This is a genomic window from Acidovorax sp. Leaf73 (assembly GCF_916855635.1).
Classification (GTDB): domain Bacteria; phylum Pseudomonadota; class Gammaproteobacteria; order Burkholderiales; family Burkholderiaceae_C; genus Acidovorax; species Acidovorax facilis.
This window is the reverse complement of record NZ_CAKASI010000003.1, coordinates 129,233-155,386: the sequence shown is the minus strand read 5'-3', so window position 1 is coordinate 155,386 and position 26,154 is coordinate 129,233. Positions and strand designations below refer to the sequence as shown.

The 26,154-nt window shown below is 65.7% G+C and carries 21 protein-coding genes; 10 read left to right on the top strand and 11 right to left on the bottom strand.

Annotation, left to right across the window (positions count from 1 at the left end; all coding sequences use genetic code 11):
* Positions 1-34 precede the first annotated feature (34 nt).
* The gene (locus LPA35_RS10495) at positions 35-859 is read left to right on the top strand and encodes an EAL domain-containing protein (RefSeq protein ID WP_228896936.1); all 825 of its coding nucleotides are present in this window, start codon (positions 35-37) and stop codon (positions 857-859) included.
* Positions 860-874: 15 nt separating this feature from the next.
* Here LPA35_RS10495 and LPA35_RS10490 read toward each other — a convergent pair whose 3' ends face one another.
* Positions 875-1,963, bottom strand: coding sequence for a sensor domain-containing diguanylate cyclase (locus LPA35_RS10490; protein ID WP_228896935.1), 1,089 nt, complete (start codon positions 1,961-1,963; stop codon positions 875-877).
* Between the two features lie 223 nt (positions 1,964-2,186).
* Here LPA35_RS10490 and LPA35_RS10485 point away from each other — a divergent pair, with 223 nt between their 5' ends.
* On the top strand, positions 2,187-2,606 hold the full coding sequence (locus LPA35_RS10485) for a BLUF domain-containing protein (RefSeq protein ID WP_055398776.1): 420 nt from the start codon (positions 2,187-2,189) through the stop codon (positions 2,604-2,606).
* A gap of 54 nt (positions 2,607-2,660) precedes the next feature.
* Here LPA35_RS10485 and LPA35_RS10480 read toward each other — a convergent pair whose 3' ends face one another.
* From LPA35_RS10480 to LPA35_RS10455, 6 genes are all read right to left on the bottom strand, one after another.
* Entirely contained in the window at positions 2,661-4,037 is a 1,377-nt protein-coding gene (locus tag LPA35_RS10480) for an MFS transporter (RefSeq protein ID WP_228896934.1), read from the bottom strand.
* The gene (locus LPA35_RS10475; RefSeq protein WP_228896933.1) at positions 4,034-5,689 is read right to left on the bottom strand and encodes a class I adenylate-forming enzyme family protein; all 1,656 of its coding nucleotides are present in this window, start codon (positions 5,687-5,689) and stop codon (positions 4,034-4,036) included. The genes LPA35_RS10480 and LPA35_RS10475 overlap by 4 nt, the downstream gene beginning before the upstream one ends.
* Positions 5,690-6,066: 377 nt before the next feature.
* A complete protein-coding gene (locus LPA35_RS10470; RefSeq protein ID WP_055398770.1) occupies positions 6,067-7,374 on the bottom strand; it encodes a Glu/Leu/Phe/Val dehydrogenase in 1,308 nt (435 codons plus the stop codon).
* 194 nt (positions 7,375-7,568) lie between these two features.
* Positions 7,569-8,456, bottom strand: coding sequence for a PPK2 family polyphosphate kinase (locus tag LPA35_RS10465; RefSeq protein WP_228896932.1), 888 nt, complete (start codon positions 8,454-8,456; stop codon positions 7,569-7,571).
* A 53-nt stretch (positions 8,457-8,509) separates the two neighbouring features.
* The gene (locus LPA35_RS10460; RefSeq protein WP_228896931.1) at positions 8,510-8,914 is read right to left on the bottom strand and encodes a GFA family protein; all 405 of its coding nucleotides are present in this window, start codon (positions 8,912-8,914) and stop codon (positions 8,510-8,512) included.
* A 127-nt stretch (positions 8,915-9,041) separates the two neighbouring features.
* Positions 9,042-10,031: a GlxA family transcriptional regulator gene (locus LPA35_RS10455; protein WP_228896930.1), complete on the bottom strand. Its 990-nt coding sequence runs from the start codon at positions 10,029-10,031 to the stop codon at positions 9,042-9,044.
* Between the two features lie 114 nt (positions 10,032-10,145).
* Between LPA35_RS10455 and LPA35_RS10450 the strand changes: the two genes are divergently transcribed.
* The gene (locus LPA35_RS10450; RefSeq protein ID WP_228896929.1) at positions 10,146-10,958 is read left to right on the top strand and encodes an MBL fold metallo-hydrolase; all 813 of its coding nucleotides are present in this window, start codon (positions 10,146-10,148) and stop codon (positions 10,956-10,958) included.
* A 49-nt stretch (positions 10,959-11,007) separates the two neighbouring features.
* Here the strand turns inward: LPA35_RS10450 and LPA35_RS10445 are convergent, their stop codons facing one another.
* Both LPA35_RS10445 and LPA35_RS10440 read right to left on the bottom strand, forming a co-directional pair.
* Positions 11,008-13,170: a TonB-dependent siderophore receptor gene (locus tag LPA35_RS10445; RefSeq protein ID WP_228896928.1), complete on the bottom strand. Its 2,163-nt coding sequence runs from the start codon at positions 13,168-13,170 to the stop codon at positions 11,008-11,010.
* A 219-nt stretch (positions 13,171-13,389) separates the two neighbouring features.
* On the bottom strand, positions 13,390-14,325 hold the full coding sequence (locus LPA35_RS10440; protein WP_228896927.1) for a LysR family transcriptional regulator: 936 nt from the start codon (positions 14,323-14,325) through the stop codon (positions 13,390-13,392).
* A gap of 72 nt (positions 14,326-14,397) precedes the next feature.
* On the opposite strand from LPA35_RS10440, the gene LPA35_RS10435 reads away from it, so the two are divergent.
* On the top strand, positions 14,398-14,859 hold the full coding sequence (locus tag LPA35_RS10435; RefSeq protein WP_199727052.1) for a PACE efflux transporter: 462 nt from the start codon (positions 14,398-14,400) through the stop codon (positions 14,857-14,859).
* 209 nt (positions 14,860-15,068) lie between these two features.
* Here the strand turns inward: LPA35_RS10435 and LPA35_RS10430 are convergent, their stop codons facing one another.
* Together LPA35_RS10430 and LPA35_RS10425 are read right to left on the bottom strand one after the other, a co-directional pair.
* Positions 15,069-15,980, bottom strand: a complete 912-nt coding sequence (locus tag LPA35_RS10430) for a response regulator (RefSeq protein WP_228896926.1) — start codon at positions 15,978-15,980, stop codon at positions 15,069-15,071.
* Entirely contained in the window at positions 15,977-19,417 is a 3,441-nt protein-coding gene (locus LPA35_RS10425; RefSeq protein ID WP_228896925.1) for an ATP-binding protein, read from the bottom strand. Before LPA35_RS10425 ends, LPA35_RS10430 begins: the two co-directional genes overlap by 4 nt.
* A gap of 244 nt (positions 19,418-19,661) precedes the next feature.
* Between LPA35_RS10425 and urtA the strand changes: the two genes are divergently transcribed.
* The 6 genes from urtA (at position 19,662) to fmdA (ending at position 26,150) form a co-directional block, all read left to right on the top strand.
* Positions 19,662-20,927, top strand: coding sequence for an urea ABC transporter substrate-binding protein (urtA, locus tag LPA35_RS10420; protein ID WP_228896924.1), 1,266 nt, complete (start codon positions 19,662-19,664; stop codon positions 20,925-20,927).
* A gap of 159 nt (positions 20,928-21,086) precedes the next feature.
* Positions 21,087-22,001 (top strand): urea ABC transporter permease subunit UrtB, encoded by a 915-nt coding sequence (urtB, locus tag LPA35_RS10415; RefSeq protein WP_121421886.1) that lies wholly within the window; start codon positions 21,087-21,089, stop codon positions 21,999-22,001.
* A 46-nt stretch (positions 22,002-22,047) separates the two neighbouring features.
* Positions 22,048-23,259 carry an urea ABC transporter permease subunit UrtC gene (gene urtC / locus LPA35_RS10410; protein ID WP_218301303.1) on the top strand — a complete coding sequence of 404 codons (1,212 nt, stop codon included), beginning with the start codon at positions 22,048-22,050 and terminating at the stop codon, positions 23,257-23,259.
* Between the two features lie 19 nt (positions 23,260-23,278).
* Complete coding sequence (gene urtD, locus LPA35_RS10405) at positions 23,279-24,022, top strand: urea ABC transporter ATP-binding protein UrtD (protein WP_228896923.1); 744 nt, start codon at positions 23,279-23,281, stop codon at positions 24,020-24,022.
* A gap of 28 nt (positions 24,023-24,050) precedes the next feature.
* Positions 24,051-24,740: an urea ABC transporter ATP-binding subunit UrtE gene (gene urtE, locus LPA35_RS10400; protein WP_057228091.1), complete on the top strand. Its 690-nt coding sequence runs from the start codon at positions 24,051-24,053 to the stop codon at positions 24,738-24,740.
* Positions 24,741-24,923: 183 nt separating this feature from the next.
* Positions 24,924-26,150, top strand: a complete 1,227-nt coding sequence (fmdA, locus tag LPA35_RS10395) for a formamidase (protein WP_228896922.1) — start codon at positions 24,924-24,926, stop codon at positions 26,148-26,150.
* Positions 26,151-26,154: the final 4 nt, after the last annotated feature.

Genomic DNA, 26,154 nt, shown 5'->3' with positions numbered 1-26,154 from the left:
CCTTGTTTGGTGAATTGAACGGAGAATCCTGGCCATGCGCGTGCTTCCCCTCTCCCCGTCCAATGCCTCTTTCCCCGTCGGTTTCGTCCCGTTGGGCGGCACTCCGAAGGACTGCGAGGATTGCGGCAAGGCCGTGGGGCTGGGGTTTCAGTTTGACTACGCGTACCAGCCCATCGTGGACGTGGAGCGCCGTGTGGTCTTTGCGCACGAAGCACTGGTGAGGGGGCCGGGTGGCGAGGGCGCGATGACCGTGTTGGCGCAGGTCAACGACCACAACCGCTACCGCTTTGACCAGGCCTGCCGGGTCAAAGCCATCAAGGGCGCAGCAGAGCTGGGGATGGCGCAGCCGGTGTCGATCAATTTTCTGCCCAATGCGATCTACAAACCTGAGGTGTGCATCCGCACGACCCTGGAGGCTGCCAGGGCGAACGGCTTTCCGCTCTCTCAGATCATCTTTGAGGTGACCGAGGGCGAGCGCATTGAGGACGGCCCCTGGTTTGCCCAGATCCTGCGCGAGTACAAGCGCTGCGGTTTCCAGACCGCCATTGACGACTTCGGTGCAGGCTATGCGGGCATGAAGCTGCTGTCGGATTTTCAGCCCGACATCATCAAGATCGACATGGACCTGATCCGCAACGTGGATGCCAACCGCGCCCGCCAGGCCATCGTGCGCAGTCTGGTGCGGCTGTGCGAGGAAATGGACATCAAGGTCGTCGCCGAAGGCATCGAGACACCGGCCGAGCGTGACTTTCTGTTCGATGTGGGGATACACCTGATGCAGGGCTATCTGTTTGCCAAGCCGGCTTTTCGTTCGGTGGCCACGGTGGACGCTTCGGCGTACGGCAGCGCATCGCGCTGAACGCCCTCAGGCGGTTCACGCCGTCACCACGCGGTTTCGCCCAGATTTCTTGGCGGCGTACAGCGCTGCGTCCGCCCGTGCAAAGAGGCTGCACGCGCTCTCTGCATCCCGCAAGCTGGCCGCACCAATGCTGATGGTGGTGGGCTGGCTCAGCCAGCCGGCCTGGGCCACCGCAACACGCATGCGCTGGGCGACTTCGTGGGCGCCCTGTGCATCCGTGTGGGGCAGGATCACGGCAAACTCCTCGCCGCCCACCCGGGCCACGATGTCGATGATCCTGACGCAGCCGCTGAGCACCTGCGCGATGGACCGCAGCACCTTGTCGCCAGCCTCATGGCCGAAGTTGTCGTTGATCTGCTTGAAATGGTCCACGTCCAGCATGAGCAGGCTCAGGGGCGACTGCGTGCGCTCCACCACGGCCAGTTCCAGCTCCAGGCTGTCGTCAAATGCGCGCCGGTTGCGCAGGCCGGTGAGCGGGTCGGTCCGGGCCAGCTCGTTGAGCGCCAGGTTCAGTGCGTCCACCTTCTGGATTTGCTCGACCAGCTGCTGGTTGAGCACCTCGGCGTCGCGCAATGCCCGGCGCAGCCGGATCTCGCGCATCGTGGAGTGGGCCAGTTCGACCAGGATTTCGATGTCCTTTTTCGTCCACTGCTTGGCCTTGAAATCCACTGCACAAAAGCTGCCCAGAACCTCGCCCGCTTCGGTTTTCAGGGGGATGCCTGCGTAGGCGCGCACCCCGAGCGATGCCACGGTGGGCACGTCGCGGAACACGGGCAACTGCGTGGCATCTTCCAGCACCAGGGGCCCGTCAGACACCATGGAGTAGTGGCAAAACGTCCGCCCGGTGAGCTGTCGCAGTGTGCTCAACGGCTCGCCCATGCCAAATGTGCTTTTGTAGAAGTCGCGGTGCGCGTCGAGCAACGAGATGAAGGTGACTGGAGCGCCAGTGATCGTGGAGGCCAGCCGGGTCAATCGGTCAAAGCTCTCTTCGGCGATGCTGTCGAGCAAGCCGGTTTCGCGCACCGCAGCCAACCGCAGCGTGTCGGTGAGCGCCGCCTGTATCCGGGCGTCGTCGGCAGGCAGGGGAGGCGGCAATTCCGTCATGGGTGTCGTACCGGGTACCGAGTTGAGCTACCGAAAGTTACACGATCCCCTCTGGCTGCGGTGCTCTTGCGCGCAAAGACCCTCCACCCATGCCCCATCCGGGGTATTCGAAGTCCGTTTGAAGTCCCTTCGGGCGGATTCGGCGATGGGTTTTGAGGGGTTTTTTCCGTGCGGGCCACCGGGCAAGGCCAGCGCTGACACACTCGGCGTTTTGGAGACACACATGTTGATACAACTGATCTACGCGAGCCGTTCTTCGCGTGTGCTGGGGCCTGCAGACGTGAAGGACATTTTGGGGGCCTCGCAGCGCAACAACACCCGCGCCGGGATCACGGGCGCCCTGTGCCTGAACAACGGCATCTTTCTGCAACTGCTCGAAGGTGACCGGGCTGCCGTCAACGCGCTGTACCACCGCTTGCTGAAAGACGGCCGCCACCGCGACACGGCGGTCCTGGACATGAGCGAAATTCCTTGCCGGCGCTTCACCGGCTGGTCGATGGGGCTGATTGCGTCACTCGAATCCAATCGCCAGCTGTTCCTGAAATACTCGGGGACTGCAGATTTCGATCCCTACAGCATGTCTGCAGTCACCTTGCGCAGTTTCTTCGACGAGATTCTGCAGAACGTACGCTGGCTGGAATGACCTGGCGACCCACGGCCCGCAACAGGCCGTGTAGGGCGGGGCGATTGCCGGGGCTCAGTGCCTGCCACTGCGCTCCAGTATGTCTGCGTGGCGTGAACGGGTGATCGGATAGGCCACCAGCAGCGGAATGGCCAGCACCAGGCACACCGCCGGCAGGATGCCCGTCATCAGCGTGATGCCCTGCAGCGCCGTGGCGGACTGCGCCACGTTGGGCACATAGCCCGTCACGTCCAGCATGCCAGCCACCAGCACGGTGGCCAGCGTGCGTGCCAGCTTGTCCATCAGGCCGTACAGGCCGTAGTACATGCCGGTCTTGCGTTCGCCCGTTTGCATGTGGCCGTGATCGATGGTGTCGGGCACCATGGCAAAAGGCACGATCCAGTGGGCTCCCATGCCGATACCGACCACCACCAAAATGGCGGTGACCAAGCGCTGGTCACCCGGGCCCACCCAGTACAGCGCCACCAGCCCGGCCGCGCAGAACACCAGGCCCAGGATGTAGGCCAGGTTCTTTTCCCAGCGGTCCACCACGCGCTTCCACATGAACAACGAGAGGCCCACCACGCCCAGCAGGGTGCCCATGAAGCGCGGCAGGTCGCCCTTGTCGCCCTGCAGCTGGTAGATCACGAAATACGCGAGCGAGGCCTGCACGAGCGTGAGGCCCAGGCGCACCAGCGTTGCAGCGCCCATCAGCATCAGGAAGGGGCGGTTGTGCAGCGTGGTCCGCAAGGTCTCGCGCACCGACTCCCACATTGCGGGGGTATCGGCATCCACAGGCCGCACCGCCTGTTCCGCCACACTTTCTGCCGGTTCGCGCACGCGCCAGGCCACCACGGCGATGGCTACGCCCGCGACCAGCCCGAAACACGAGCCCGCCAGCGCATAGCCCGTGCGGGCGTCCGGGGCTGCGCGCACCAGCACGGGCATGAAAACGCTGCCCGCAAAAAAGCCCAGCAGGGCGCCCATCGATGCATAGGCCGTGAGGCTGGTGCGCTCGTCGTAGTCGCGGGTCATGTTGGCAGCCATGGCCTGGTAGGGCAGCTGCACCAGGGTCATGAGCGTGTCGAACACGGTGTAGGTCAGGGCGATCCACAGGAACGCGGCCCACGGGCTGAGGCCCGGGGGCACCATCCACACCGCTGCTGCAGCGATGGCGAGCGGAGCCGCGCCATAGATCAGATAGACCCGGTGGCGGCCAAGGCGCGAGCGGGTGCGGTCGGTCATCCAGCCAAACAGCGGGTCGTTGATGGTGTCCCACACCTTGCCCACCAGCAGCGCCGCGCCGGCCACGGCAGGGGCCACCAGGGCCACGTCGGTGTAGAAGATCATGAGCATGAAGTTCATGGCGGCAATCTGCATCTGCAGGCCGACATTGCCGGTGGCATAGCCCAGCTTGGTGCCCAGCGAGAGCCGGGTGGCGGGGCCCGTCATGGATGCGCAGCCGAAAGAGACGCCGTCGGGCTCCCCGTGGTGGGAGCATGGGCCACGCGGGGCGGGGCGGCCTCCAGCATCAGGCGCACCTCGCGGCGCAGCATCTTGTTGAGGAAGCTGCGCGGGACCTCTTCGACGATGCGTACATCGTCCGGCTGGTGGTCGGCGGGCAGCTTGTGTGCCAGATACTGGGCAATGTCGTGCTCCAGCGCTTGCCAGTCATGCCCGGTGCGCCAGCTCTGGCGCAGGCTCAGCACCAGCACAGCACGGGCACCGTGCTGTACCAGGCAGGCCTCCTTGACGGCGGGGTGGGTGTGCGCCACCTCTTCCACCTCGCGGGGGTTGAGCCACTGCCCGTGGCGCAATACGCGGTCGGCGCTGCGGCCCAGCACATGCAGGTAGCCAGCCGCATCGAAATAGCCCACATCGCCCATCACCACCCAGCCGTCGCGCAGCGTCTCCTGGGTTTTTTCGGGGTCGAGCCAATAGCCGTCAAAACGCACCGGCGTCAACACGGTGATGAGGCCCATCTGGCCCAACGGCAGGGGCGCAAACTGTTCGTCGCGGATGACCACCTGCACCCCGGGCATCACCCGGCCCACGGTGGAGAGGATGTCATTGCCCAGTGGCTGGCCCTGCGCGTCCACATGCTGGTGAGGCAGCAGCCAGGTGATGGGCGGCAGCGCCTCCAGGCAGCCATAACCTTGCTGGAAGATCGGCCCGAAACGGCGGATGGCCTCGGCAATCTTGGGCGCCGGCATCATCTCGGAGCCATAGGGCACATGCGTAAGGGACGAGAGGTCGTACTGGCCCAGCATGGGCTCGTCGAGCAGGTCGATGATAGCCGAGGGCGACAGAAAGGCGCGCGAGACGCGGTGCTTCTGGATCAACGCGGCCAGCGTGGCGGCGCTGAAGTCTTCGGGCATCACGAGCGTGGCGCCCGCCAGCAGGGTGGGCAGCACCAGGCCCGAGCCAGGGCCGGTGAGGGGCAGGCCCAGCATGTTCACATCCTGGCGGCTGGCGGGGGGGCGGAAATCGATGGACTTGGAGATCAGCCGCACGCTGTCGAGGTACTTGCGGTTGCTGTAGCCGATGGACTTGGGCAGCCCCGTGGTGCCCGAGGTCATGTGCAGCGCAAAGATATCGTCTTCGTGCAGCGTGGCCTTGCCGGGGGCAGGCGCATGCTGCGCCAGTGCCTGCTCGTAGTCATCGCCCAGCGCCAGCAGGCGTATCCCGGGCAACTGCTCGCGCACGGCCCGCAGGATGGGCGCGCTCAGCAGCGGGTCGTGGATGAGCACCGCCGGCCGGACGCGGACCATGGTGGCCAGCGCCGCATCGGCCGGCAGGTGTTTGTGAAAGCTCGCGAAGATGGTGCCGTTCTCGAACGTGGCGAGCCGGGCTTCGTACTGTTCACCGGTCTCGGGCAGCAGGGTGAACACAACGTCGCCCTTCTTCACGCCCTGCGCCTGCATCCAGGCCTGCAGCCGCTGCACGCGCTCTTGCAGCTGTGCGTAGGTGAGGGTGCCACGCCGGTCGATGAGCGCGGGTTTGTGGGCATGGCGTCGGTACGCCAGGCGCGCCACCGACCGCGCCGTGCGCAGGCGGCTGAGCAGAAAGCGCACCACCAGGCTGCGCAGGGATGGAAAGGCCACGGAAGTCTCCGACAGAAGGCATGGCCAGCCAGTTTTTCATGTGCGCAGGTTGCAAGCCGCCACAATTTGTATGTACACGTATCTTGTTGTTGCTGGCGCGGCTGTGCGGTCGGTTTGGACCAGCTAACGGCACACGGCATCCCGGCACCGTCGCTGCGGCGCCACAGCGCCACAGCGCATGTGTGCCAACACGGAGAAAAGCAAAAACCGCCAGGACCGGATCGCGGTGCTGGCGGTTTTGAAAGGGACTCGCCGCCTGGATGGGCGTGGCCTTTGCGGGGCGCGCAGCCCTCACACCAGTGCACCCGTGGAACTGGCTCCGCCAGGCCACCGGGTGCGTCCCCCTCGGGGGAAGCGGCGCAGCCGCTCAGGGGGGCTTACGGATACAGCCCGCGCATTTCGCGCGCATGGAGAATGCGCTGGCAGGCCACGATGAAGGTGGCGGTGCGCAGGCTCACCTTGTGCTCTTGCGCCACTTGCCAGATGCCCGCAAAGGCCTCCTGCATGATGCGCACCAGGCGGGCGTTGATCTCGTCCTCGCTCCAGAAGAAGCTGGAAAAATCCTGCACCCATTCAAAGTAGCTCACCGTCACACCGCCCGCGTTGGCGATCACGTCGGGCAGCACCAGCACGCCCTTGTCGTGCAGGATGTCATCGGCCTCGGTGGTCGTGGGGCCGTTGGCGCCCTCGATCACGAGCTTGGCCTTGATCTGGCCTGCGTTGTCCTTGGTGATCTGGCCTTCCAGCGCAGCAGGGATCAGGATCTCGCAATCCACGCCCCAGAACTCCTCGGCCTTCATCACATCGGCGCCGGCAAAGCCGCCCACGCCGCCACGGGTCTTCACATGCGCCAGCAGCGCGGGCACATCGAGGCCCTTGCTGTTGAAGATGGTGCCGGTGTGATCTTGCACAGCCACCACCTTGGCGCCTGCTTCGGCGAACAGCTTGGCCGCAATGCCGCCCACGTTGCCAAAGCCTTGGACTGCGATGCGGGCACCTTCCAGCGCCAGGCCGGTCAGCTTGGCGGCTTCCACGCCCACTGTGTACACGCCGCGGCCGGTGGCCTCGACGCGGCCCAGCGAGCCGCCCAGGTCCACGGGCTTGCCGGTCACCACGCCGGTGGCGGTGGCGCCGGTGTTCATCGAATACGTGTCCATCATCCAGGCCATGATCTGGCCGTTGGTGTTCACATCAGGCGCAGGGATGTCCTTGGACGGGCCGATCAGCAGGCCGATCTCGCTGGTGTAGCGGCGCGTCAGGCGCTCCAGCTCACCCATCGAGAGCTTCTTGGGGTCCACGCGGATACCGCCCTTGGCGCCGCCGTAGGGCACGTTCACCGCAGCGTTCTTCACCGACATCCAGGCCGACAGGGCCATCACTTCTGACAGCGTCACGTCCTGGTGAAAACGCACGCCGCCCTTGCCGGGGCCCCGGCTCAGGTTGTGCTGCACGCGGTAGCCTTCGTAGTGGGCGATGGTGCCGTTGTCCAGCTCGATCGGCACGTCCACGATCAGGATGCGCTTGGGACGCTTGAGGGTTTCCACCCAACGCGCCAGGCTGCCCAGGTAGGGGGTGACGCGGTCTACCTGCTGCAGGTAGTTGCCCCAGGGGCCGAGGTGGTCGGCCTGCAGGTACGAGGGCAGGGGGTGGGATTGTGCGGCAGGGGCGCCGACGGGTTGCGACATGGTGAATTCCTTGTGGGATCAGTTCAGGCTGCGAAGCTTATGCCTGCCGCTGCACGCTGTCTAAGGCCGTAGTGTTTTGGTGCTATGCAATTAATGCATAACCACGGGAAAACACCGCCCAATGCGGCACTGCAACAAAAATGTGGCCAGTGAAAACGCCGAGAAGGCAGCGTGCTGCACCGCCGCACGAGCGGTCATTTCACCGTGAAGCCGGCCAGCGCGGGGTCGCCAGCTGGGTAGCGCAGGTCCAGCTTCTGCAGCACCTCGCGCAGCACCGTGGCGATCATCAGGTTGCGGTGCGTCTTGGAGTTGGCGGGCACGATGGTCCAGGGCGCCCAGGGCGTGTGGGTGGCAGCGAGCAGGGTGCCATAGGCATCTTGGTACTGCGCCCACTGCTTGCGCACTTCAATGTCGCCCATGCTGAACTTCCAGTGTTTAGCCGGGTCATCCAGGCGCTCTTGCAGCCGCTCGCGCTGCTCATCAAACCCGATGTGCAGCAGAAACTTGAGCACGATGGTGCCCGTCTCGCTGAGCATGCGTTCAAAGTCGTTGATGTGCGCCAGACGCTGCTGGTGCTGCTCCGGCGTGATCCAACCGTTGACCAGGGGCACCAGCACGTCCTCGTAGTGGCTGCGGTTGAACACGGTGATGTCGCCCGCCTGCGGCACCTGCTGGTGGATGCGCCAGAGGTAGTCGTGTGCGCGCTCGGTTTCGGTGGGGGCCTTCCAGCCCACAGCGTGTACGCCCAGGGCGCTCATGCGGCCAAACACGCCACGGATGGTACCGTCCTTGCCCGAGGTGTCGGTACCTTGCAGCACCACGAGCAGCTTGTAGCGCTTGTCGGCGTAGAACAGGTTCTGCAGTCCGTCCAGTTCCACCGCCAGGTCTTCGACGGCTGCCTTGTCCTGGGCCTTGTCGCCCAGCGAGAAGGGTTTGGCGCCGGGATCGAAGTCTTCCAGTGACACGGTGTGCCGTGGGGGCTCGCGGCGCCGTTCTTCGGTCGCAGGCTTTGCAGGCGCAGGCTGCCAGGGCAGCAGGCGCTGCATCAAAGAGGACTTGCTCGGATCAAACGGAAAAGGCATGGAGACTCCAGGCAGGGCAGCGGCAGTGGCGCTATTGGAACACTGCGGGGCCCTCAAAGATATCCGCTGTGCGCAGGTGCCTGCTGCCACCGGTCGTGCAGCCCGTCCACCCGCACGATGGCCAGGCGCGCAAGGTCTTCGTCGGTCAGGCCATTGATACATCCCACCTTCACGCCGTGCATTTCGCCCATCGGTGTGTCGGTGCCGTGGCCGAACACGCGCACGCCGCAGTGGCGGCAGAAGTAGTGGTGGTTCTTGTGGGTGCCGAAGGTGTATCGCGTGAGGTCGCCTTCGCCCTGGGTGATGCGAAAGCCCCCGGGCAGTGCCACGGAAGGCCAGAAGCGCGTGCGGCGGCAGATGCTGCAGTTGCAGCGGTAGGTGGGCTGGGCCAGGTCCAGCGTGGCCTCGACTTCGACGGCGCCGCAGTGGCAGGTAGCGGTGTAGGTGGAAGCAGGCATGGGTGTTCGTCCTGTCGTGGTGCTAAGAGTTGATGCAGAGGGAGCGGGGGCATGATCGCAAACTTTGCGCTCGGCGGCATCCTCCTTGTGAACGATCCCGTGCGCTGGCTGCCCCCCCCCTGCGCCTTCACCCGTGCGCCATGCGGTAGGCCAGCGGCGTCTGCCCCGTGGCCTGCTGAAAAGCGCGGTGCAGGCCCGCCTCGCTGGCAAAGCCCAGGTCCTCGGCAATGCGCTTGAGCGGCAGGGGTGTGTCGCACAGGGCCTCGCTCACCTGCCGCAGCTTGATGCGCCGCATCCAGTGCGCGGCAGAAAGCCCCGTGTGCGCCTGCACCCGCCGCGCCAGCGTGCGGGGCGACAGGCCCAGCGCCTCGGCCAGCGCGGGCAGGCGCAGTGCGGTGGCGGGGCAACGCTGCACCCAGAGCATCGCGCGCCGCAGTTCGGCGTCGGTCACTGCCATGAGGTCGTGCCCCGCAAACGCCGGGTGGGTGGTGCGCGGGCGGGGCAGCATCAGCAGCGACTGCAGATCTGCCAGGGCTTCAGCGTCCAGCCGCGTTGCCAGCGCGTGCAGCATCAGCGGCAGGTAGCCGTTGGCGCCTGCCGCGGTGGTGATGGGGCCGTCTTCCACCAAAGGTTCGTCAAAGCGCCAGTGCACCGCGCCAAACTGCTGTTGCAGCGGGGCCCGCAGCCACCAGGTGGCCGTGGCGCCGCGCCCGCGCATCCGGCCGCTGGCCGCAGCCAGCGCTACGCCCGCGCAATAGCTCCACACCTGGGTGCGGCGGGGCAGGGCGCGCAGTGCCGCGATGGCGGGTGCGATGTGCTGTTGCTGCTGCGCCGCCTGCAGTCCGTCGGGCGAAGACAGCCACAGGCCTGGCACCAGCACCGCGTCCACCTCGGCCTGCGCCAGACTGACGCTGGGCGTGAGGGCGGGGCCTTGCCAGGTGGGCACAGGCTGCAGGTCTGCGCCGGCCCAGCAGGTGGTGATCACCGGGCGCTGCGCACGCAAGTTGGCGGCGCGGGCCAGGTCGGCGGTGGCGAAGAGGCCTGCGGGCATGCAACCGGGGTACAGCAGCAGTGCCAGACGCAGGGGTGGTGCGGGTGGGGTGGCGGTACGGCGCATGGTGGCGAGGTGTTGTGGCCTGAAATGGATAGAAATTGTCAAACCAGGCCATTTTCGCCAGGCACCGGATTTTCAACAATCCACTGCATACCCCACTGGCTTTGGAGCCCCACCATGCAGATCACCCAATTGCGCAACGCCACCCTGCTTCTTGAATTCCAATCCCAGGGCCGCCCCGTGGGCCTGCTGGTAGACCCCATGCTCGCCCCCCGGGGCAGCCTGCCCGCGTTGCGCTACCTGGGCACGGGGCGCCAGCGCAATCCCATTGTGGATCTGCCCGAGGGCAGCGATGCGCTGCTGCAGCGTGTGACCCACGCCCTCATCACGCACTGCCAACGCGGCCACTTCGACCACCTGGACCGTGCGGGCAAGCGCTTTCTGCGCGAGCGGCAGATTCCGGTGATCTGCATGCCACGCGATGCCGACTACCTGGCGCAGCGCGGCCTGCTGGTGTGGCCGCTGGCGGGAACAGGGCGCCAGCCGTTGGCGCTGGGCGGCCATGTCACGCCGATCCCGTGTGTGCACGGCCACGGATGGGTGGGCCGGTTTATGGAGCACGGCCACGGCTACCTGCTGGAGCTGCCGGGCGAGCCCAGCGTTTACCTGGCGGGCGACACCATGCTCACGCCCAAGGTGCGCGACTGCCTGGCGCGCTTGCAGCCCGAGGTGTCGGTGTTGCCTGCGGGCGGCGCCCGGTTTGATGTGGGGGCAGAAATCCTCATGGACGCCGCCGACATGGCCGAAGCCGCGCAGCTGGCCCACGGCACGCTGGTGGTGAACCACCTGCAGGCGCTGGACCACTGCCCCACCACGCGCGCTGCGGTGCGCCAGCTGGCGGTGGACGGCGGCTGGGCAGACCGCCTCTGGGTGCCGGAGGACGGTGAAAGCAGAGACTTCGCTTGTGCTGCAGCAGTTGATTGCTACTAAATACATAGCTACTGGCGCTTGATGGATAAGCGCTAGAGCCCTATTTGACTCAAAAAGCCACCTGCACCCCCGCCACCACCTGCCGCACCAAGCCCGGCACCACGGTGAGCGCACCCCACGACGCTGTGTAGTACGCCTTGTCGAACAGGTTGTGCACATCCAGCGTCAGGCGGGTGCGCTTGTCGATCTGCCAGTAGCCGGTGATGCGCGCCGTGGTGTAGGCGGGCAGGCGGTAGGTGTCGGTGGCGGTGCCCGTGCGCTCGCCCACATGCACCAGGCCGCCGCCCACGCCGTAGCGGCCGCCCCAGGGTGCCTGGTCTTCGCGGATGGCAAACAGCCCGGCGCTCACGCGCGGCACGTTCAGCAGGCGCTTGCCCAGCAGGGCGGTGTTGTTGTCGCGGGTCACCTCGGTGTCGGTGTAGGCCATGTTGGCCGTCATGCGCCAGTGGGTGTCTATCTGCCCGGCCACATCCAGCTCCAGGCCCCGGCTTTGCACCTCGCCCGCCGCAATGCTGAAGTTGGCGTTGGTGGGGCTGCGCGTGAGCACATTGGTCTTGCGGATATCGAACAGCGCCACGCTCGCGTTCAGGCGCTGGTCGGCCGACTGCCACTTGGCGCCCAGTTCCAGGGCCTGGCCGTTTTGCGGGTCGAACGCCTTGCCGCTTTCATCGGTGCCTGCGTTGGGGCGGAACGAGCGCCCGGCCGAGGCGTACACCGAAGTGTTGGGGTTGACCAGATAGGTGAGCCCGATGCGCGGCGTGGTGGCCGAATGCGCCTGCTCCTGGCGGGTGGCGGCCAAGCGGTTTTCGCTGTCCTGGTGAAAGCGGTCAAAGCGCACACCGGCCAGCAGCTTCCATTTTTCGGTCAGGTCGATCTGGTCCTGCACAAATACGCCCGTGGCGCGGGTGCGGTCCACCAGGTCAAAACCCGGCGTGAGGTTGCCCACGGGCTGGTTGTAGACCGGGTTGTAGATGTCGATGGCAAACGGCTGGCTGGCCAGGCTGGAGTAGCGGATGTCCTGCGCCGCAGTGAGCCGCCAGGTCTCCACACCTGCCAGCACGGTGTGGCTGAAGCCGCCCGCTTGCAGCTTGCCTTCGACTTCGCCCTGCAGCGATGCATCGCGCGCTGGCAGGCTGCGCCAGCTGTCGCGGCGGGTCAGGGTGCGGCCGTCGGCAGCCAGCGCGCCCGTGAGGTCGATGGCTGGGCCATACAGGTCCGTCTCGCGGTACGACGCGCCCAGGCGCGTGCGCCAGCCCTGGCCCAGGTCGTGGTCCAGCGTCAGCTGGTGCGTGTCGCCGTTGACATGCAGGTTCTCGCGGCTGGGGTCGCCCAGGTAGCGGTCGGACGGCAGCGCGCCCACGTTGCCCCGCACCTGCACGATGCCCCGGTCCAGCGGGGTGCGGATGCGGATGAACTCCGCCTCGTAGTTCAGCACCGTGTTGGCGCCCAGGTTCCAGGTGAGGGACGGGGCCACCACCATCTTGCGGTTGTCCACCAGCGCGGTACGGCTCGCGCCGTCCTCGGCCGCCACGTTCAGGCGGTAGGCAACGTCCGTGCCCAGCGGGCCGGTGGTGTCGAGCGTGGCACGGCGGTAGCCATGCCCGCCCACGTGCACACCCGCCTTGTGCGCGGGAGTGAACTGCGGCTTTTTGGTGACGATGTTAAGCGTGCCGCCCGGCTCGCTGCTGCCATACAACGCTGCCGCCGGGCCTTTGAGAAATTCAATGCGCTCGACCGAGCTCACGTCGCGCTGCGGGCCATAGCCCCGGTTGGAGGCAAAGCCGTTGAGCAGCTGGCCGCCGTCGGTGTTGCTGAAGCCACGGATCGCATAGTTGTCCCAGGTGCCGCCAAAGTCGTTCAGGCGGGTGATGCCGCTCACATAGTCCACGGTGTCGGCCAGGCGCGTGGCGCCCAGGTCTTCCATCAGCTGCTGGGGCACCACGCGCACGGACTGCGGGGTTTCGATCAGCGGCGTGTCGGTGCGTGTGGCTGCGGTGTTGCGCTGCACGCCCTGGTAGCCGGTGGTGGCGCTGCTGTCACGCACCTGCACTTCCGACAGGGCGGGGCTGGTGGGGACGGCGTCGGTCGGTAGAGCCGATGAAACAGGGGGTGCCGTCTGGGCCATGGCGGCGCTGGCGGTAAAGGCGCACAGCGCCAGGGTGGCGCGGGCCGTAGCAGTCGGCCGGGCGGGCCGGGGAATCGAGGGATGCATGGTGCAGATCGGTAGAGAGAAAACGGCGGGGCTAGCTCCCGCGCGCCGTGCAAACCGCCGCACGGGAGAGACGTCGCGTTGAACGGGGCACGGGCGGGTGCAAATGAAAGGCCGCCATTATCCATGCAAATGCAAACAATTCGCATTTGCTTTTGCGGCAACGCTCCCTTGCCTTCTGGGTGCGCATGGGGGCGGGCAGCGCCTGCCTTGCAGGAGCGCTCAGCGGGGTGCTGCCTTGGCCGCCGTGGCCATCAGCGCCACAAACCGCGCCGCGCCCAGGCCCAGCGGCCGCTCCTTCGACCACACCACATCCACCCACAGGGCGGTGCCGTTGCTCAGGTTCTCAAACGGCATCTCCACCAGCCGCCCCGCCTCGATGCGCGGCTGCACCAGCGCCCGGGGCTGCCAGCCCCAGCCCAGGCCTGCTTCGATCATGCCCAGCGCGGCCAGGTGGTTGTCGGTGCGCCAGTGGTGGCGGGCAAATACAAAACGGGGGTCGGTTTGCCCCAGGTCACGGCTGGCCACCACGATCTGGCGCGTGGTGGTCAGGTGTTCTTCGCGCAGCATGGCGCGCTCGTGCGGCTCGCCCCGGGCCAGGGCCGAGGCGCGCGCGCCTTGCAATACCGCATGGTCCGGCGCCATCACCGCCACCAGGGTTTCGGTGCCCACCTCCTGAAAACCCTCGCGCCCGTCGATGCTGGGCCGCTCGAACACCAGCGCCAGCTGTGCGCGGCCGCTGTGCAGCAGCGCCAGCGCATCCACCTGCGGGGCGGTCAGCACCTCCACCTGCAGCAGCGGGTATTCAGATGCCAGCGTGGCCAGGGGGCCTGTCCAGCGGGCGGCCAGCAGCTCGGGCGCGATGGCCAGCGTCAGCCGCTCTTCCAGCCCCTGCGTCAGCGCCAGCGCCTGGGCGTTGAGCTGCTGCAGCTGCCCGGCGAGCAACCGGGCCTGCGGTTCCAGCGCGCGTGCGGCGGCGGTGGGCCTGGGCTCGCGACCGCTGCGGTCAAACAGCTGCACATCCAGCTCGGCTTCCAGGTGGGCAATGGTCATGCTCACGGCCGACGGCACCCGCGACAGCGCCCGCGCCGCCGCCGAAAAAGAGCCGTGGTCCAGCGCTGCCAGGAACACCTGCACGCTGTCTGAAGAGAAGGCCATGGGTGTGGTCTATCAAATAAACTGAAACAAGCTGACTTTATATATCAGCTACAGGCACATAAAGTCACCGCCATGGACAAGCAACCCACCCTTTTCGGCCTGCAGGGCCTCAAGCGCCGACTGATCTATGTGAGCCTGTACGAGCTGATCGCCATCGCGGCGGCCACGGCCGGGCTGGCCTTGCTCTCGGGCCAGGGTGCGGGCCATTCGAGCGTGGTGGCCGTGGCAGCCTCGGTGATTGCCATCGTCTGGAACATCGTCTTCAACTGGGCGTTTGAGCGCTGGGAAGCTCGCCAGCCCGTGCGCGGTCGCAGCGTTGCGCGGCGCGTGGCGCATGCCATCGGTTTTGAAGGCGGGCTGGTCTTCACCCTCGTGCCGCTGTTTGCCTGGTGGTTCGACATCACCCTGTGGCACGCGTTTGTGATGGACCTGGGGCTGATCGTGTTCTTCCTTTGCTACACCTTTGTTTTCAACTGGGTGTTCGACCACCTGTTCGGCCTGCCGGCGTCGGCCATGGAGCCGGTGTCTGTTTGAGGTTGCAAGATGTTTTGCTATTGAGTTAATAGCTATACATTCCCGTCAGACAAGCGCCAGATGCCAATTTGACCCATAAACCACCTGATGTGGCGCTGGCTCAGGAATATCGGACGAATCGTTCGCCCTGAGCCCGTCGAAGGGCCCTGGCTTTGGCAGGCTCAGCTCGCAGGGACGGGGCAGGTGTGGCCCATCCGGAAAATCCGAACTCATGCCTGCAGTAGCTGCCCCGCAATGGCCGCAGCGGCGGTGCGTGTCTCCACCCCCAGCTTTTCAAAAATGTGCTCCAGGTGTTTGTTCACCGTGCGCGGGCTCATGCCCAGGATGTCGGCGATGTCGCGGTTGGTCTTGCCCTTGCTCAGCCAGGACAGCACCTCGGTCTCGCGCGGCGTAAGGGCCACCTGCTGCAGGTGGCGCGGGGCGGTGGCCTCGGGCGTGGTGCGGCTGAGCAGCAGCATCGACTCCGCCAGGCCGCTCGCGCCCAGGTGGCGGGCCAGCAACTGGCGGCCGTCGGCCAGCGCCAGGGTCTGGTCGCCGGTGGCTTGCGCGCGCACCAGCCAGGCAGCGGCGGCATCTGCGGGGGCGGGGTCGGCGGCAAAGGCGGCTTCCAGCCAGCGCAATGCCTGGGGTGAGCGCCAGGCCACGCGGCCCTGGCCGTCCAGCACCACCACCCCCAGCCCGGCCACGTCGACCGCCTCGCGCGCCAGCCGCGTGGCCTGGGCGTTGCGCACATGGGTGGCGAGCCGGGCCAGCACCTCGGGGATGCGCAGGGGCTTGACCACGTAGTCCACCCCGCCACTGGCAAAGCCCCGCAGGATCTGCTCGGTGTCCGACAAGCCCGTCATGAACACCACCGGCACGTGCGACCAGGGCGGCGTGGCTTTCAACCGGCGGCACAGCGCAAAGCCGTCCATGCCGGGCATCACGGCGTCGAGCAGCACGCCGTCGGGCACGGTCAGGTCAAAGCGCTGCAGGGCTTCTTCGGCGTCGCGCGCGGCCAGCACGGCGTAGCCCTCGGCGGCCAGGGCGTCGCACAGCATGCGCAGGGTGTCGAGTGCGTCGTCCACCACCAGAATCACGCGCTGGCTGACCTGCTGGTCTGGATGGGATTCGTCGTTCATAGGGTTCCCTCTTCGGGCTCGCGCAGGTGGTGGGCCAGGGTCTCAAAGTCGAAGCGGTCGGCACTGGCCTGCAGCAGCGCCAGCGTGGCGGCATGGCCGGGCAGGTCGCCGCGTGCGCGCCGCAGCCGCTCGCGCAGCGCGGCGGCCTGGCCAGACCGCGCCAGGCGGGTCAGGTCTTCGCGCAGTTCGTCGGGCAGCGTGGCCGGGGTGTCGTTCGGGTTGGAGGGGCCCGCGGCGGGCTCGGGGCTGGGCGCAAGCGGCGTGTTGTCGCGCACCCATTCCAGCTGCAGCGCGTGCTCCAGCGCCTGGAGCAGTTCGGATTCGATCACCGGCTTGCCCACAAAAGCCTGGCACTGCTGCGCCGCCAATCGTGAGGCCTCGTGCTCGAACAGATTGGCCGACACGAACACGATGGGCAGCTCGGATGCAGGCCGCAACTCGCGCAGCAGGGTGGCGGTCTGCCAGCCGTCCAGGTCATCCATGGTGATATCGAGCAGCACCAAGTCGGGCGGTGTCTGGCGCACGATCTCGATGCATTCGCGCCCGCTGGCGGCCTCGCGCACCTCAAAACCCAGGGGCACCAGCAGGCCGGCCAGCAGCTGGCGCTGCAGGGGCTGGTCGTCCACCACCAGCAACGTGCGCCGGGGCGCCAGGTACCCGATGACGGGGCGCAGTGTTGCGCGGCTGGGCGTGGTCCAGGCCGGGTCTACCGCAATGCTGGGCAGGTACAGCCGCACGGTAAAAGTGCTGCCCTGGCCGGGGGTGCTGGTTAGCGTGAGCTGGCCACCCATCAGTTCGGCAAGCAGGTGCGTGATGGTCAGGCCCAGGCCCGTGCCCGCCTCGCTGGCGCGGCGCCCGGCGCTGCCGCGCTCAAACGGCACAAAGATGCGCTCCAGGTCTTGCGGTTCGATGCCGATGCCGGTGTCGATCACCTCGATGCGCGAGACGTGTTGGCGAAAGTCCATGCGCAGCCGCACCTCGCCGCGCTCGGTAAACCGCACGGCGTTGGACAGCAGGTTGATCAGAATCTGCCGCAGCCGCTTGGCGTCGGCCCGTATCCAGCCTGGCATGGTGCCCAGTGTCTCCACCACAAAGTGCAGGCCCTTGGCCTCGGCCTGCGGGCGCAGCATGGCTTCGATGTTCTCGATCAGCTCGGGCAGCGGCAGCGGGGCCATGTCCAGCCGCAAGCGCCCCGCCTCGATGCGCGCCAGCTCCAGCGAGCCGTCGATGAGCGCATGCATGTGCTGGCCGCTGTGCTGCATGGTCGACAACGTCTCGCGCATCCAGCCCTCGGTGTGCGGGTTCTTGAGCAGGATCTGCGTGTAGCCCAGGATGCTGTTGAGCGGCGAACGCAGCTCGTGCGTCATGCCTGCCACGTAGCGCGTCTTGGCCTGGTTGGCGGACTCGGCCTGGTCCTTGGCCGCCTGCAGCTCGGCGTCGGTGCGCTTGTGGGCCTCGATCTCCTGCAGCAGCAGCTGCGTCTGCCGCTCCGATTCATCCTGCGCCATGCGCCGGCTGTCGGTGCTCAGCACCACCCACCACGCGCACACGGCGGCCAGCAGCGCCAGCAGCGCAAACACCTTGAGAAACGGCATCTGCAGCATTTGCCCGGGCACCGGGGTCTGCAGGCTTTCCTGCACATACACAACGCCCACCAGAAACGCCATCACAGCGCACAGCGACACCATCACCATCAAGTACTGCCCCAGGCGAAAGTTCACCTTGATGGCCCAGCGCTGCGGCAGCAAGGCTTCCACCACGTTGCGCAGCTGGTCGGCCGCGCGCGAGCCGGTCTTGCAGCGGTCGTGGCAGCGCGATTCGAGCGAGCAGCACAGCGAGCAGATGGGCGCGGCATAGGCCGGACAGCGCGCCATGTCTTCGGACTCGAACTGGTTCTCGCACACGGCGCAGCGCACGATCTCGCCGGGCCGCCACTCGTTGCCCGGCGCGCGCGCCAGGTAGTAGCGGCCCTGCGTCAGCCAGGCCAGCAGCGGCGCCAGCGCCATCGACAGCACCAGCGCAATGAAGGGCGAAAACGCGGCCGCCTCTTCGCCCAGCAGCCCTGCATAGGCACAGCAGGCCACCGTGGCCGCCAGCACCATGGCGCCCAGGCCCACGGGGTTGAAGTCATACAGGTGCGCGCGCCGAAACTCGATGCCTTTGGGCGACAGGCCCAGTGGTTTGTTGATGACGAGGTCGGCCACCAGCGCACCCACCCAGGCAATGGCCACGTTGCTGTACACGGCCAGCACTTTCTCCAGCGCGCCAAACACACCCAGCGTCATCAGCAAGGTTGCGATCAACACGTTGAACACCAGCCACACCACGCGCCCCGGGTGGCTGCGGGTGACGCGCGCAAAAAAGTTGGACCACGCCAGCGAGCCCGCGTAGGCGTTGGTGAGGTTGATCTTGATCTGCGACACCACCACAAACACCACCGTCACGGCCACCGCCAGGCCCGGCAGGCCCAGCGCCTGCATGACCTGGTGAAAGCCTGCGAGGAACATCTGCGTGGGCTCGGCCGCGCGCTGGGCGCCCACCTCGAACTGCAGCGCGGCAAACGCCAGAAAGGCCCCGCCCGCCATCTTGAGCATGCCCATGACGATCCACCCGGGGCCGGCCACCAGCACGGCGCCCCACCAGCGCAGGCGGTTGGCGGCAGTGCGCTCGGGCAGAAAGCGCAAAAAGTCCACTTGCTCGCCAATCTGCACCACCAGCGAAAAGATCACCGCCGCGGCTGCACCAAACATGAGCGGGTCAAACTGGCTGCTGCCGCTCTTGAGGCCTGACAGCCCCGCAAAGTCGCGGTACAGCTGCGGCTGGGCCAGCGCAATCCACACAAAGGGCAGCAGCAGCAAGAACAGCCACAGCGGCTGCGTCCAGGCCTGCAGGCGCGATATGAGTGTGATGCCGCGCATGGCCAGCGGCAGGATCACCAGCGACGACGCGATGTAGCACCACTCCAGCGGCCAGTCCACCACCATCTGCAGCGCCAGCGCCATGATGGCCGCCTCCAGCGCAAAGAAGATGAAGGTGAACACCGCATAGATCAGCGAGGTGATGGTGGAGCCCAGGTAGCCAAAGCCCGCCCCGCGCGTGAGCAAATCCATGTCCAGCCCATAGCGCGCCGCGTAGTAGGCAATGGGCAGCCCCGTCAGAAAAATCAGCAGGCCCACGGTCAGGATGGCCCACATGGCATTGCTGAAGCCGTAGTTCAGCGCAATCGCGCCACCAATGGCCTCCAGCGCCAGGAACGACAGCGAACCGAACGCCGTGTTGGCCACGCGGAATTCGCTCCAGCGCCGAAAGCTCTTGGGCGTGTAGCGCAGTGCGTAGTCCTCCATGGTCTCGTCGGCCACCCAGGCGTTGTACTCGCGCCGGAAACGAAAAATCGTCTGTGTTGCGCTCTGGGCATCGGGTGCTTGTGGTGAGGCCATGCCCAGCACAAAGCAAGAAGCGTTCTAGGCGCGCACCGCGTTGGGGCGTTGCACGGGCACGCATTCCATGGGCAGGTCCATGTGCAGGTGTATTTGCAGTGCATGCACCGGGGTGCGTACGCAGCCCTACGTTAATTGACGTATGGGCGCATTCAAGGGTTGTCCCTAACCTTCATTCCACAGCGCACACAACCCGCTTTGGTCCCGTCCCTTCATTCACACCGATCCTGCAAGGAGCGTCTTCATGAGCCACCCGTCCGCCCCCCGCTTTAGTGACTCCGCCCAGGCCGAACCCGGCCGCCGTCGCATCCTGCAGGCGCTGGGCGCCGCATCCGTGGCGGGCCTGCCTGCCTGGTCTTTTGGCCAGCCCACGGCGCAGGTCAACACCACCAAGCTCGCCATCACCGACACCGAAGTCACCGTGGGCCAGCTGCACTCGGCCACCGGCACCATGGCGATTTCAGAAACGGGCTCCATCCAGGCCGAGCAGCTGGCCATTGACCAGATCAATGCCATGGGCGGTGTGCTGGGCCGCAAGATCAAGGTCATCAAGGAAGACGGAGCCTCCGACTGGCCCACGTTTGCCGAGAAGTCCAAGAAGCTGCTCATCAACGACCGCTGTGCCGCCGTGTTTGGCTGCTGGACCAGCGCCTCGCGCAAGGCAGTGCTGCCGGTGTTCGAGAAAGAAAACGGCCTGCTCTACTACCCCACGTTCTATGAAGGCCTGGAGCAATCCAAGAACGTGATCTACACCGGCCAGGAAGCCACCCAGCAGATTCTGTACAGCCTGGAATGGGCCAAGACCGAGAAGAAGGCCAAGACCTTCTTCCTCATCGGCTCCGACTACATCTGGCCCCGCACCTCGATGAAGATTGCGCGCAAGCACATCGAGAACTTCCAGAAGGGCAAGGTCGTCGGCGAGGAGTACTACCCGCTGGGCAGCACCAACTTCGGCTCGCTGATGAACAAGATCAAGGTGCAAAAGCCCGACTGCCTGTTTGTGGCGGTGGTGGGCGGCTCCAACGTAGCGTTCTACAAGGCGCTCAAGGCCGCGGGCATCACGGGCGACAAGCAACTGCTGGTCACGCTGTCGGTCACCGAAGACGAGATGACCGGCGTGGGTGGCGAGAACTTCAACGGTTTCTACTCGTCGATGAAGTACTTCCAGTCCCTCGACAACGAGAACAACAAGAAGTTTGTGGCCGCCTTCAAGGCCAAGTACGGCAAGGACGCCGTGATCGGCGACGTGACGCAGGCGGGCTACCTGGGCCCCTGGCTGTGGAAGGCGGCGGTCGAAAAAGCCAAGAGCTTTGACGTGGACAAGGTGGTGGCCGCATCGCCCGGCATCGAGCTGACCACCGCACCCGAGGGCTATGTGAAGGTGGACGCCAACCACCACCTGTGGAGCAAGTCGCGCATCGCCATGGGCATGCCGGATGCTTCGTTCAAGGTGGTGTCCGAGTCGCCTGCGCTGATCAAGCCGGATCCATTTCCCAAAGGTTATCAATAAACACCCCCTGAGGCGCTTCGCGTCCTCCCCCCTCTCTCGCTGCGCGGGAGGGGGACGACACCCTCGGTGCGGGGCGGCCCTTCCTCGGTGTCCCTCGCAAGAGGCCGCCCCATGGCACCGCTGTTCGTTTTCCAACGCTGCCCACGCAGGAGCTGCAACATGACCTTTTCCGAAATGATGAACATCGGCCTGATGCAGGGCTTTGCGGGCCTGAGTCTGTTTGCCGTGCTGCTGCTCATGGGGCTGGGCCTGGCCATCATCTTTGGGCAGATGGGCGTGATCAACATGGCCCATGGCGAGTTCATGACCATTGGCGCCTATACGATCTACCTGGGCTCCACCCTCGCGGCCAACCATGCGCCGCAAATGATTCCGTATTACTTTCCGCTGGCCATCGTGGCGGCGTTTGGGTTTGCGTTTGTAGCGGGCTGGCTGGTGGAATGGGGGCTGATCCGCCACCTGTACAAACGCCCGCTGGACACGCTGCTGGCCACCTGGGGCATCAGCCTGGCCCTGCAGCAATGCTTTCGCACTTTCATCGGCCCCAAGGAGGTCAGCCCGACCTTGCCCGACTGGCTGCTGGGTTCGTGGGCGCCAGCCGAGGGGTTGGACATCCCGATCAATGGCCTGTTTGTGCTGGCGTTGACGGCGGTGGTCACGGGGGGCGTGCTGCTGGCCCTGCACAAGAGCCGCTGGGGCCTGCGGGTGCGCGCCACGGTGAGCAACCGAGTCATGGCCAACGCCATTGGCATCGACACCCAGAAGACCGACCGCCTGACCTTCGCCATTGGCTGCGGCATTGCCGGCGTGGCGGGCGCGGCGTTTACCACCATCGGCTCCACCGGCCCCACATCGGGATCGCTCTACATCGTGGACGCCTTCCTGGTGGTGACCTTTGGCGGCGCGGCCAGCCTTCTGGGCACCGTGGTGTCTGCCTTCGGCATTGCGCAGACGCAGTCCATCACCGAGTTCTTCATGGCGGGCTCCATGGCCAAGATGATCACGCTGTCGCTGATCGTGCTGATCCTGATGGTGCGGCCGCAGGGCCTGTTTGCGTCAAAAGTTCGTCGATGAAATTCGCTCATCTGTCCATTTCCTTCGAGCCCACCGGAGTCTCCGCATGAACGCCCTCAAAGCCTGGATCCTGCGCTACCAGCTCGCCAGCCTGGTACTGCTCACCGTGCTGCTGGCCGTGGTGCTGCCGCTGGCACTCGACATCTTTCGACTGAACCTGGTGGGCAAGTACCTCACCTATGCATTCGTCGCTATCGGCCTCGTGATGGTGTGGGGCTACGGCGGCGTGCTCAGCCTTGGGCAGGGCGTGTTCTTTGGCCTGGGGGGCTATGCCATGGCCATGTTCCTCAAGCTCGAAGCGTCTGACCCCATCAGCACCAAGATCCAGTCCACGCCCGGCATCCCCGACTTCATGGACTGGAACCAGATCACCGAGCTGCCCAGCTTCTGGATTCCGTTCAAGAGCCTGCCGTTTGCGCTGGCAGCGGTCATCGTTGTGCCCACGCTGCTGGCCTGGATCATCAGCTTTGCGATGTTCAAGCGTCGCGTGGGCGGTGTGTATTTCGCCATCATCACGCAGGCCGTGGCGCTGATTCTGACGGTGCTCATCATCGGCCAGCAGGGCTACACCGGTGGCGTGAACGGCATGACGGATCTGAAGACGCTGTGGGGCTGGGACACGCGCACCGACAGCGCCAAGTACATCCTGTATTACGTGTGCGTGGCGCTGCTCATAGGCTCGATCATCCTGTGCCGCTGGATACAGACCGGCAAGGTGGGCACGCTGCTGCTGGCCATGCGCGACAAGGAAGACCGCGTGCGCTTTTCGGGGTACGACGTGGCCAATTTCAAGGTCTTCACCTTCTGCCTGGCCGCCGCGCTGTCGGGCATCGGGGGCGCCATGTTCTCGCTGCAGGTGGGCTTCATGTCGCCCAGTTTTGTGGGCATCGTGCCGTCCATCGAGATGGTGATCTACGCCGCCGTGGGCGGGCGCATGAGCCTGGTGGGTGCCGTGTATGGCACCTTGCTGGTGAACGCGGGCAAGACGTATTTCTCGGAGAGCTTTCCCGAGCTGTGGCTGTTCCTCATGGCCGGGCTTTTCATCGGCGTGACCATGGCTTTCCCCATGGGCCTGGCGGGCCTGTGGGAGAGCCATGTGGTGCCCTGGTGGAAGGGCCGCCGCGAAGCGCTGCGCCAGGCATCGGAGCAAGGCCGACCACCCGCAGCGCGTCTGCCTGTGGATGCAAGCACCGCTGCGGCAGCGTCGCCAGCACCCGCTGCCACGCTGCCTGACGGCGTGAGCCGCCAGGGCGTCTGAACCCACCGGAGCACTCCTCATGAGCAACACCGACTTCGCGCTGGCCATTGAAGACCTGACCGTTTCGTTCGACGGCTTTAAGGCCATCGACGACCTCACGCTGTACATCGACAAGAACGAGCTGCGCGTGATCATCGGCCCCAACGGCGCGGGCAAGACCACGCTGCTGGATCTGATCTGCGGCAAGACCCGCGCCACGGGCGGCAGCATCAAGTTCAAGAACGAAGAACTCACCCGCATGGCCGAGCACAAGCGTGTGCGGCTGGGCATCGGGCGCAAGTTCCAGACGCCCTCCATCTACGAGAACCTGTCGGTCTTCCAGAACCTGGAGGTGTCTTACCCCGCAGGCCGCTCGGTGCTGGGCGCGCTGGCGTTCAAGTGCACCGATGAGGTCAAGGCGCGTGTGCAGGTGGTGGCCGAAGACATTGGCCTGGGCGACAAGCTCGATACCGAGGCCGGCTTGCTGAGCCACGGGCAAAAACAGTGGCTGGAGATCGGCATGCTGCTGATGCAGGAGCCCGAGCTGCTGATGCTGGACGAGCCGATTGCCGGCATGAGCGCGCGCGAGCGTGAGCTGACGGCCGAGCTGCTGCAGCGCATCTGCAAGAACCGCGCGGTGATCGTCATTGAGCACGACATGGATTTCGTCAAGCGCATTGCCCACAAGGTCACGGTGATGCACCAGGGAAAGATCCTGGCCGAAGGCCCCATGGAGAAGGTGCAGGCGGACCCCAAGGTCATCGACGTGTACCTGGGCCACTGAGCAACCCATTCCTTCACAGGAGCATCGCATGCTGGAAGTCAAAGATCTGTTTGTGGCCTACGGCCAGAGCGAGGCGCTGCACGGCATCTCGTTTGACGGCCGTGCCAACGAGACCGTGGCCATCATGGGCCGCAATGGCATGGGCAAAACCACGCTGTTCAAAAGCCTCATGGGCGTGATGCCCGTCAAGAGCGGCCAGATCACCGTGGCAGGCCAGGACGTGACGAAGGACGAGAGCTTTCGCCGCGTGGCCAAGGGCATCGCCTATGTGCCGCAAGGCCGCATGATCTTCCCGACCCTCACGGTCGAAGAGAACATCGAGACCGGGCTGGAAAACTCCAAGACGCGACAGATTCCCGAAGATATCTACGCACTGTTTCCCGTGCTGTGGGACATGCGTCGGCGCAAGGGAGGCAACCTCTCGGGCGGGCAGCAGCAGCAACTGGCCATTGCGCGAGCGCTCGTCACCGACCCCAAGGTGCTGCTGCTCGACGAGCCCACCGAGGGCATCCAGCCTTCCATCATCAAGGACATCGCCAAGGCGCTCAACGAGATTCGCAAGCTGCGCCAGATCACCATCGTGGTGAGCGAGCAGGTGCTCTCGTTCGCCATGGACGTGGCCGACCGACTGTTCGTCATCGAAGGCGGCCGCCTGGTGCACGAGACCGCCCGCGCCGACACCGACCAGCAGCGCATCAAAGCCTATCTGTCGGTATGAAACACCCCCTGAGTCGCCTTCGGCGCCTTCCCCCTCAAGGGGGACGACGCCCTCGCTGCGGGGCGGCCCTTGCTTGGCGTCCCTGGCCTCGGCCGTGGCGGTCTCGGCGGCAATGCGCCATGTAAGGCCGGGATTTTTTCTCGCTTTTTCCTTCTTCCACCCAACCCTTCCAAGGAGCACGCCATGGCTGAAACCCTGATCAAGGTCGATCTGAGCAAGTCGCCCACCGAGAACGAGAACATCCACAACCGCTGGCACCCAGACATTCCCATGGCCTGCTGGGTCAACCCTGGCGATGAGTTTGTGCTGGAGACCTTTGACTGGACGGGTGGTTTCATCCAGAACAACGACAGTGCCGACGACGTGCGCGACATCGACCTGACCACGGTGCACTACCTCAGCGGCCCCGTGGGCGTGAAGGGCGCCGAGCCCGGCGACCTGCTGGTGGTGGACCTGCTGGACATTGGTGCCAAGCAGGACAGCCTGTGGGGTTTCAACGGCTTTTTCAGCAAGAACAACGGCGGCGGTTTTTTGACCGAGCATTTCCCGCAGGCGCAAAAATCCATCTGGGACTTTCATGGCATGTTCACCAGCTCGCGCCATGTGCCGGGCGTGAAGTACGCTGGGCTCATCCACCCTGGCCTGATTGGCTGCCTGCCCGACCGCAAGATGCTGGAGCAGTGGAATGCGCGCGAGCAGGCGCTCATCGACTCAGACCCCACGGCCGGGCTGGCCAACCCACCCTCGGCGGGCACGGCCCACATGGGCCGCCTCACGGGCGATGCCAAGGCCCAAGCGGCTGCCGAAGGCGCCCGCACGGTGCCCCCGCGCGAGCATGGTGGCAACTGCGACATCAAGGATTTGTCGCGCGGCGCCAAGGTGTTCTTCCCGGTGTATGTGGACGGCGCCGGCCTGTCGGTGGGCGACCTGCATTTCAGCCAGGGCGACGGCGAGATCACCTTTTGCGGCGCCATCGAGATGGCGGGCTGGGTGCACATGAAGGTCACGCTCATCAAGGGCGGGATGGCCAAGTACGGCATCAAGAACCCCATCTTCAAGCCCAGCCCCATCACGCCCACCTACAACGACTACCTGATCTTCGAGGGCATCAGCGTGGATGAGAGTGGCAAGCAGTACTACCTGGACGTGAACGTGGCCTACCGCCAGGCCTGCCTGAACGCCATCGAGTACCTCAAGAAGTTTGGCTATTCGGGCGCGCAGGCGTATTCCATCCTGGGCACAGCCCCGGTGCAGGGCCACATCAGCGGCGTGGTGGATGTGCCCAACGCCTGCGCCACGCTGTGGCTGCCCACGCAGATCTTTGACTTTGACATCAACCCGAGTGCGGCGGGGCCGATCAAGCACCTGGATGGCTCGGTGGCCATGCCGCTGTCGCCCGATCTGGTCTGACAGT

Bases quoted from the DNA above. Each gene is read 5' to 3' on its own strand.
- LPA35_RS10495 (WP_228896936.1), top strand. From the start codon at position 35: ATGCGCGTGCTTCCCCTCTCCCCGTCCAATGCCTCTTTCCCCGTCGGT.
- LPA35_RS10490 (WP_228896935.1), bottom strand. From the start codon at position 1,963: ATGACGGAATTGCCGCCTCCCCTGCCTGCCGACGACGCCCGGATACAG.
- LPA35_RS10485 (WP_055398776.1), top strand. From the start codon at position 2,187: ATGTTGATACAACTGATCTACGCGAGCCGTTCTTCGCGTGTGCTGGGG.
- LPA35_RS10480 (WP_228896934.1), bottom strand. From the start codon at position 4,037: ATGACGGGCCCCGCCACCCGGCTCTCGCTGGGCACCAAGCTGGGCTAT.
- LPA35_RS10470 (WP_055398770.1), bottom strand. From the start codon at position 7,374: ATGTCGCAACCCGTCGGCGCCCCTGCCGCACAATCCCACCCCCTGCCC.
- LPA35_RS10465 (WP_228896932.1), bottom strand. From the start codon at position 8,456: ATGCCTTTTCCGTTTGATCCGAGCAAGTCCTCTTTGATGCAGCGCCTG.
- LPA35_RS10460 (WP_228896931.1), bottom strand. From the start codon at position 8,914: ATGCCTGCTTCCACCTACACCGCTACCTGCCACTGCGGCGCCGTCGAA.
- LPA35_RS10455 (WP_228896930.1), bottom strand. From the start codon at position 10,031: ATGCGCCGTACCGCCACCCCACCCGCACCACCCCTGCGTCTGGCACTG.
- LPA35_RS10450 (WP_228896929.1), top strand. From the start codon at position 10,146: ATGCAGATCACCCAATTGCGCAACGCCACCCTGCTTCTTGAATTCCAA.
- LPA35_RS10445 (WP_228896928.1), bottom strand. From the start codon at position 13,170: ATGCATCCCTCGATTCCCCGGCCCGCCCGGCCGACTGCTACGGCCCGC.
- LPA35_RS10440 (WP_228896927.1), bottom strand. From the start codon at position 14,325: ATGGCCTTCTCTTCAGACAGCGTGCAGGTGTTCCTGGCAGCGCTGGAC.
- LPA35_RS10435 (WP_199727052.1), top strand. From the start codon at position 14,398: ATGGACAAGCAACCCACCCTTTTCGGCCTGCAGGGCCTCAAGCGCCGA.
- LPA35_RS10430 (WP_228896926.1), bottom strand. From the start codon at position 15,980: ATGAACGACGAATCCCATCCAGACCAGCAGGTCAGCCAGCGCGTGATT.
- LPA35_RS10425 (WP_228896925.1), bottom strand. From the start codon at position 19,417: ATGGCCTCACCACAAGCACCCGATGCCCAGAGCGCAACACAGACGATT.
- urtA (WP_228896924.1), top strand. From the start codon at position 19,662: ATGAGCCACCCGTCCGCCCCCCGCTTTAGTGACTCCGCCCAGGCCGAA.
- urtB (WP_121421886.1), top strand. From the start codon at position 21,087: ATGACCTTTTCCGAAATGATGAACATCGGCCTGATGCAGGGCTTTGCG.
- urtC (WP_218301303.1), top strand. From the start codon at position 22,048: ATGAACGCCCTCAAAGCCTGGATCCTGCGCTACCAGCTCGCCAGCCTG.
- urtD (WP_228896923.1), top strand. From the start codon at position 23,279: ATGAGCAACACCGACTTCGCGCTGGCCATTGAAGACCTGACCGTTTCG.
- urtE (WP_057228091.1), top strand. From the start codon at position 24,051: ATGCTGGAAGTCAAAGATCTGTTTGTGGCCTACGGCCAGAGCGAGGCG.
- fmdA (WP_228896922.1), top strand. From the start codon at position 24,924: ATGGCTGAAACCCTGATCAAGGTCGATCTGAGCAAGTCGCCCACCGAG.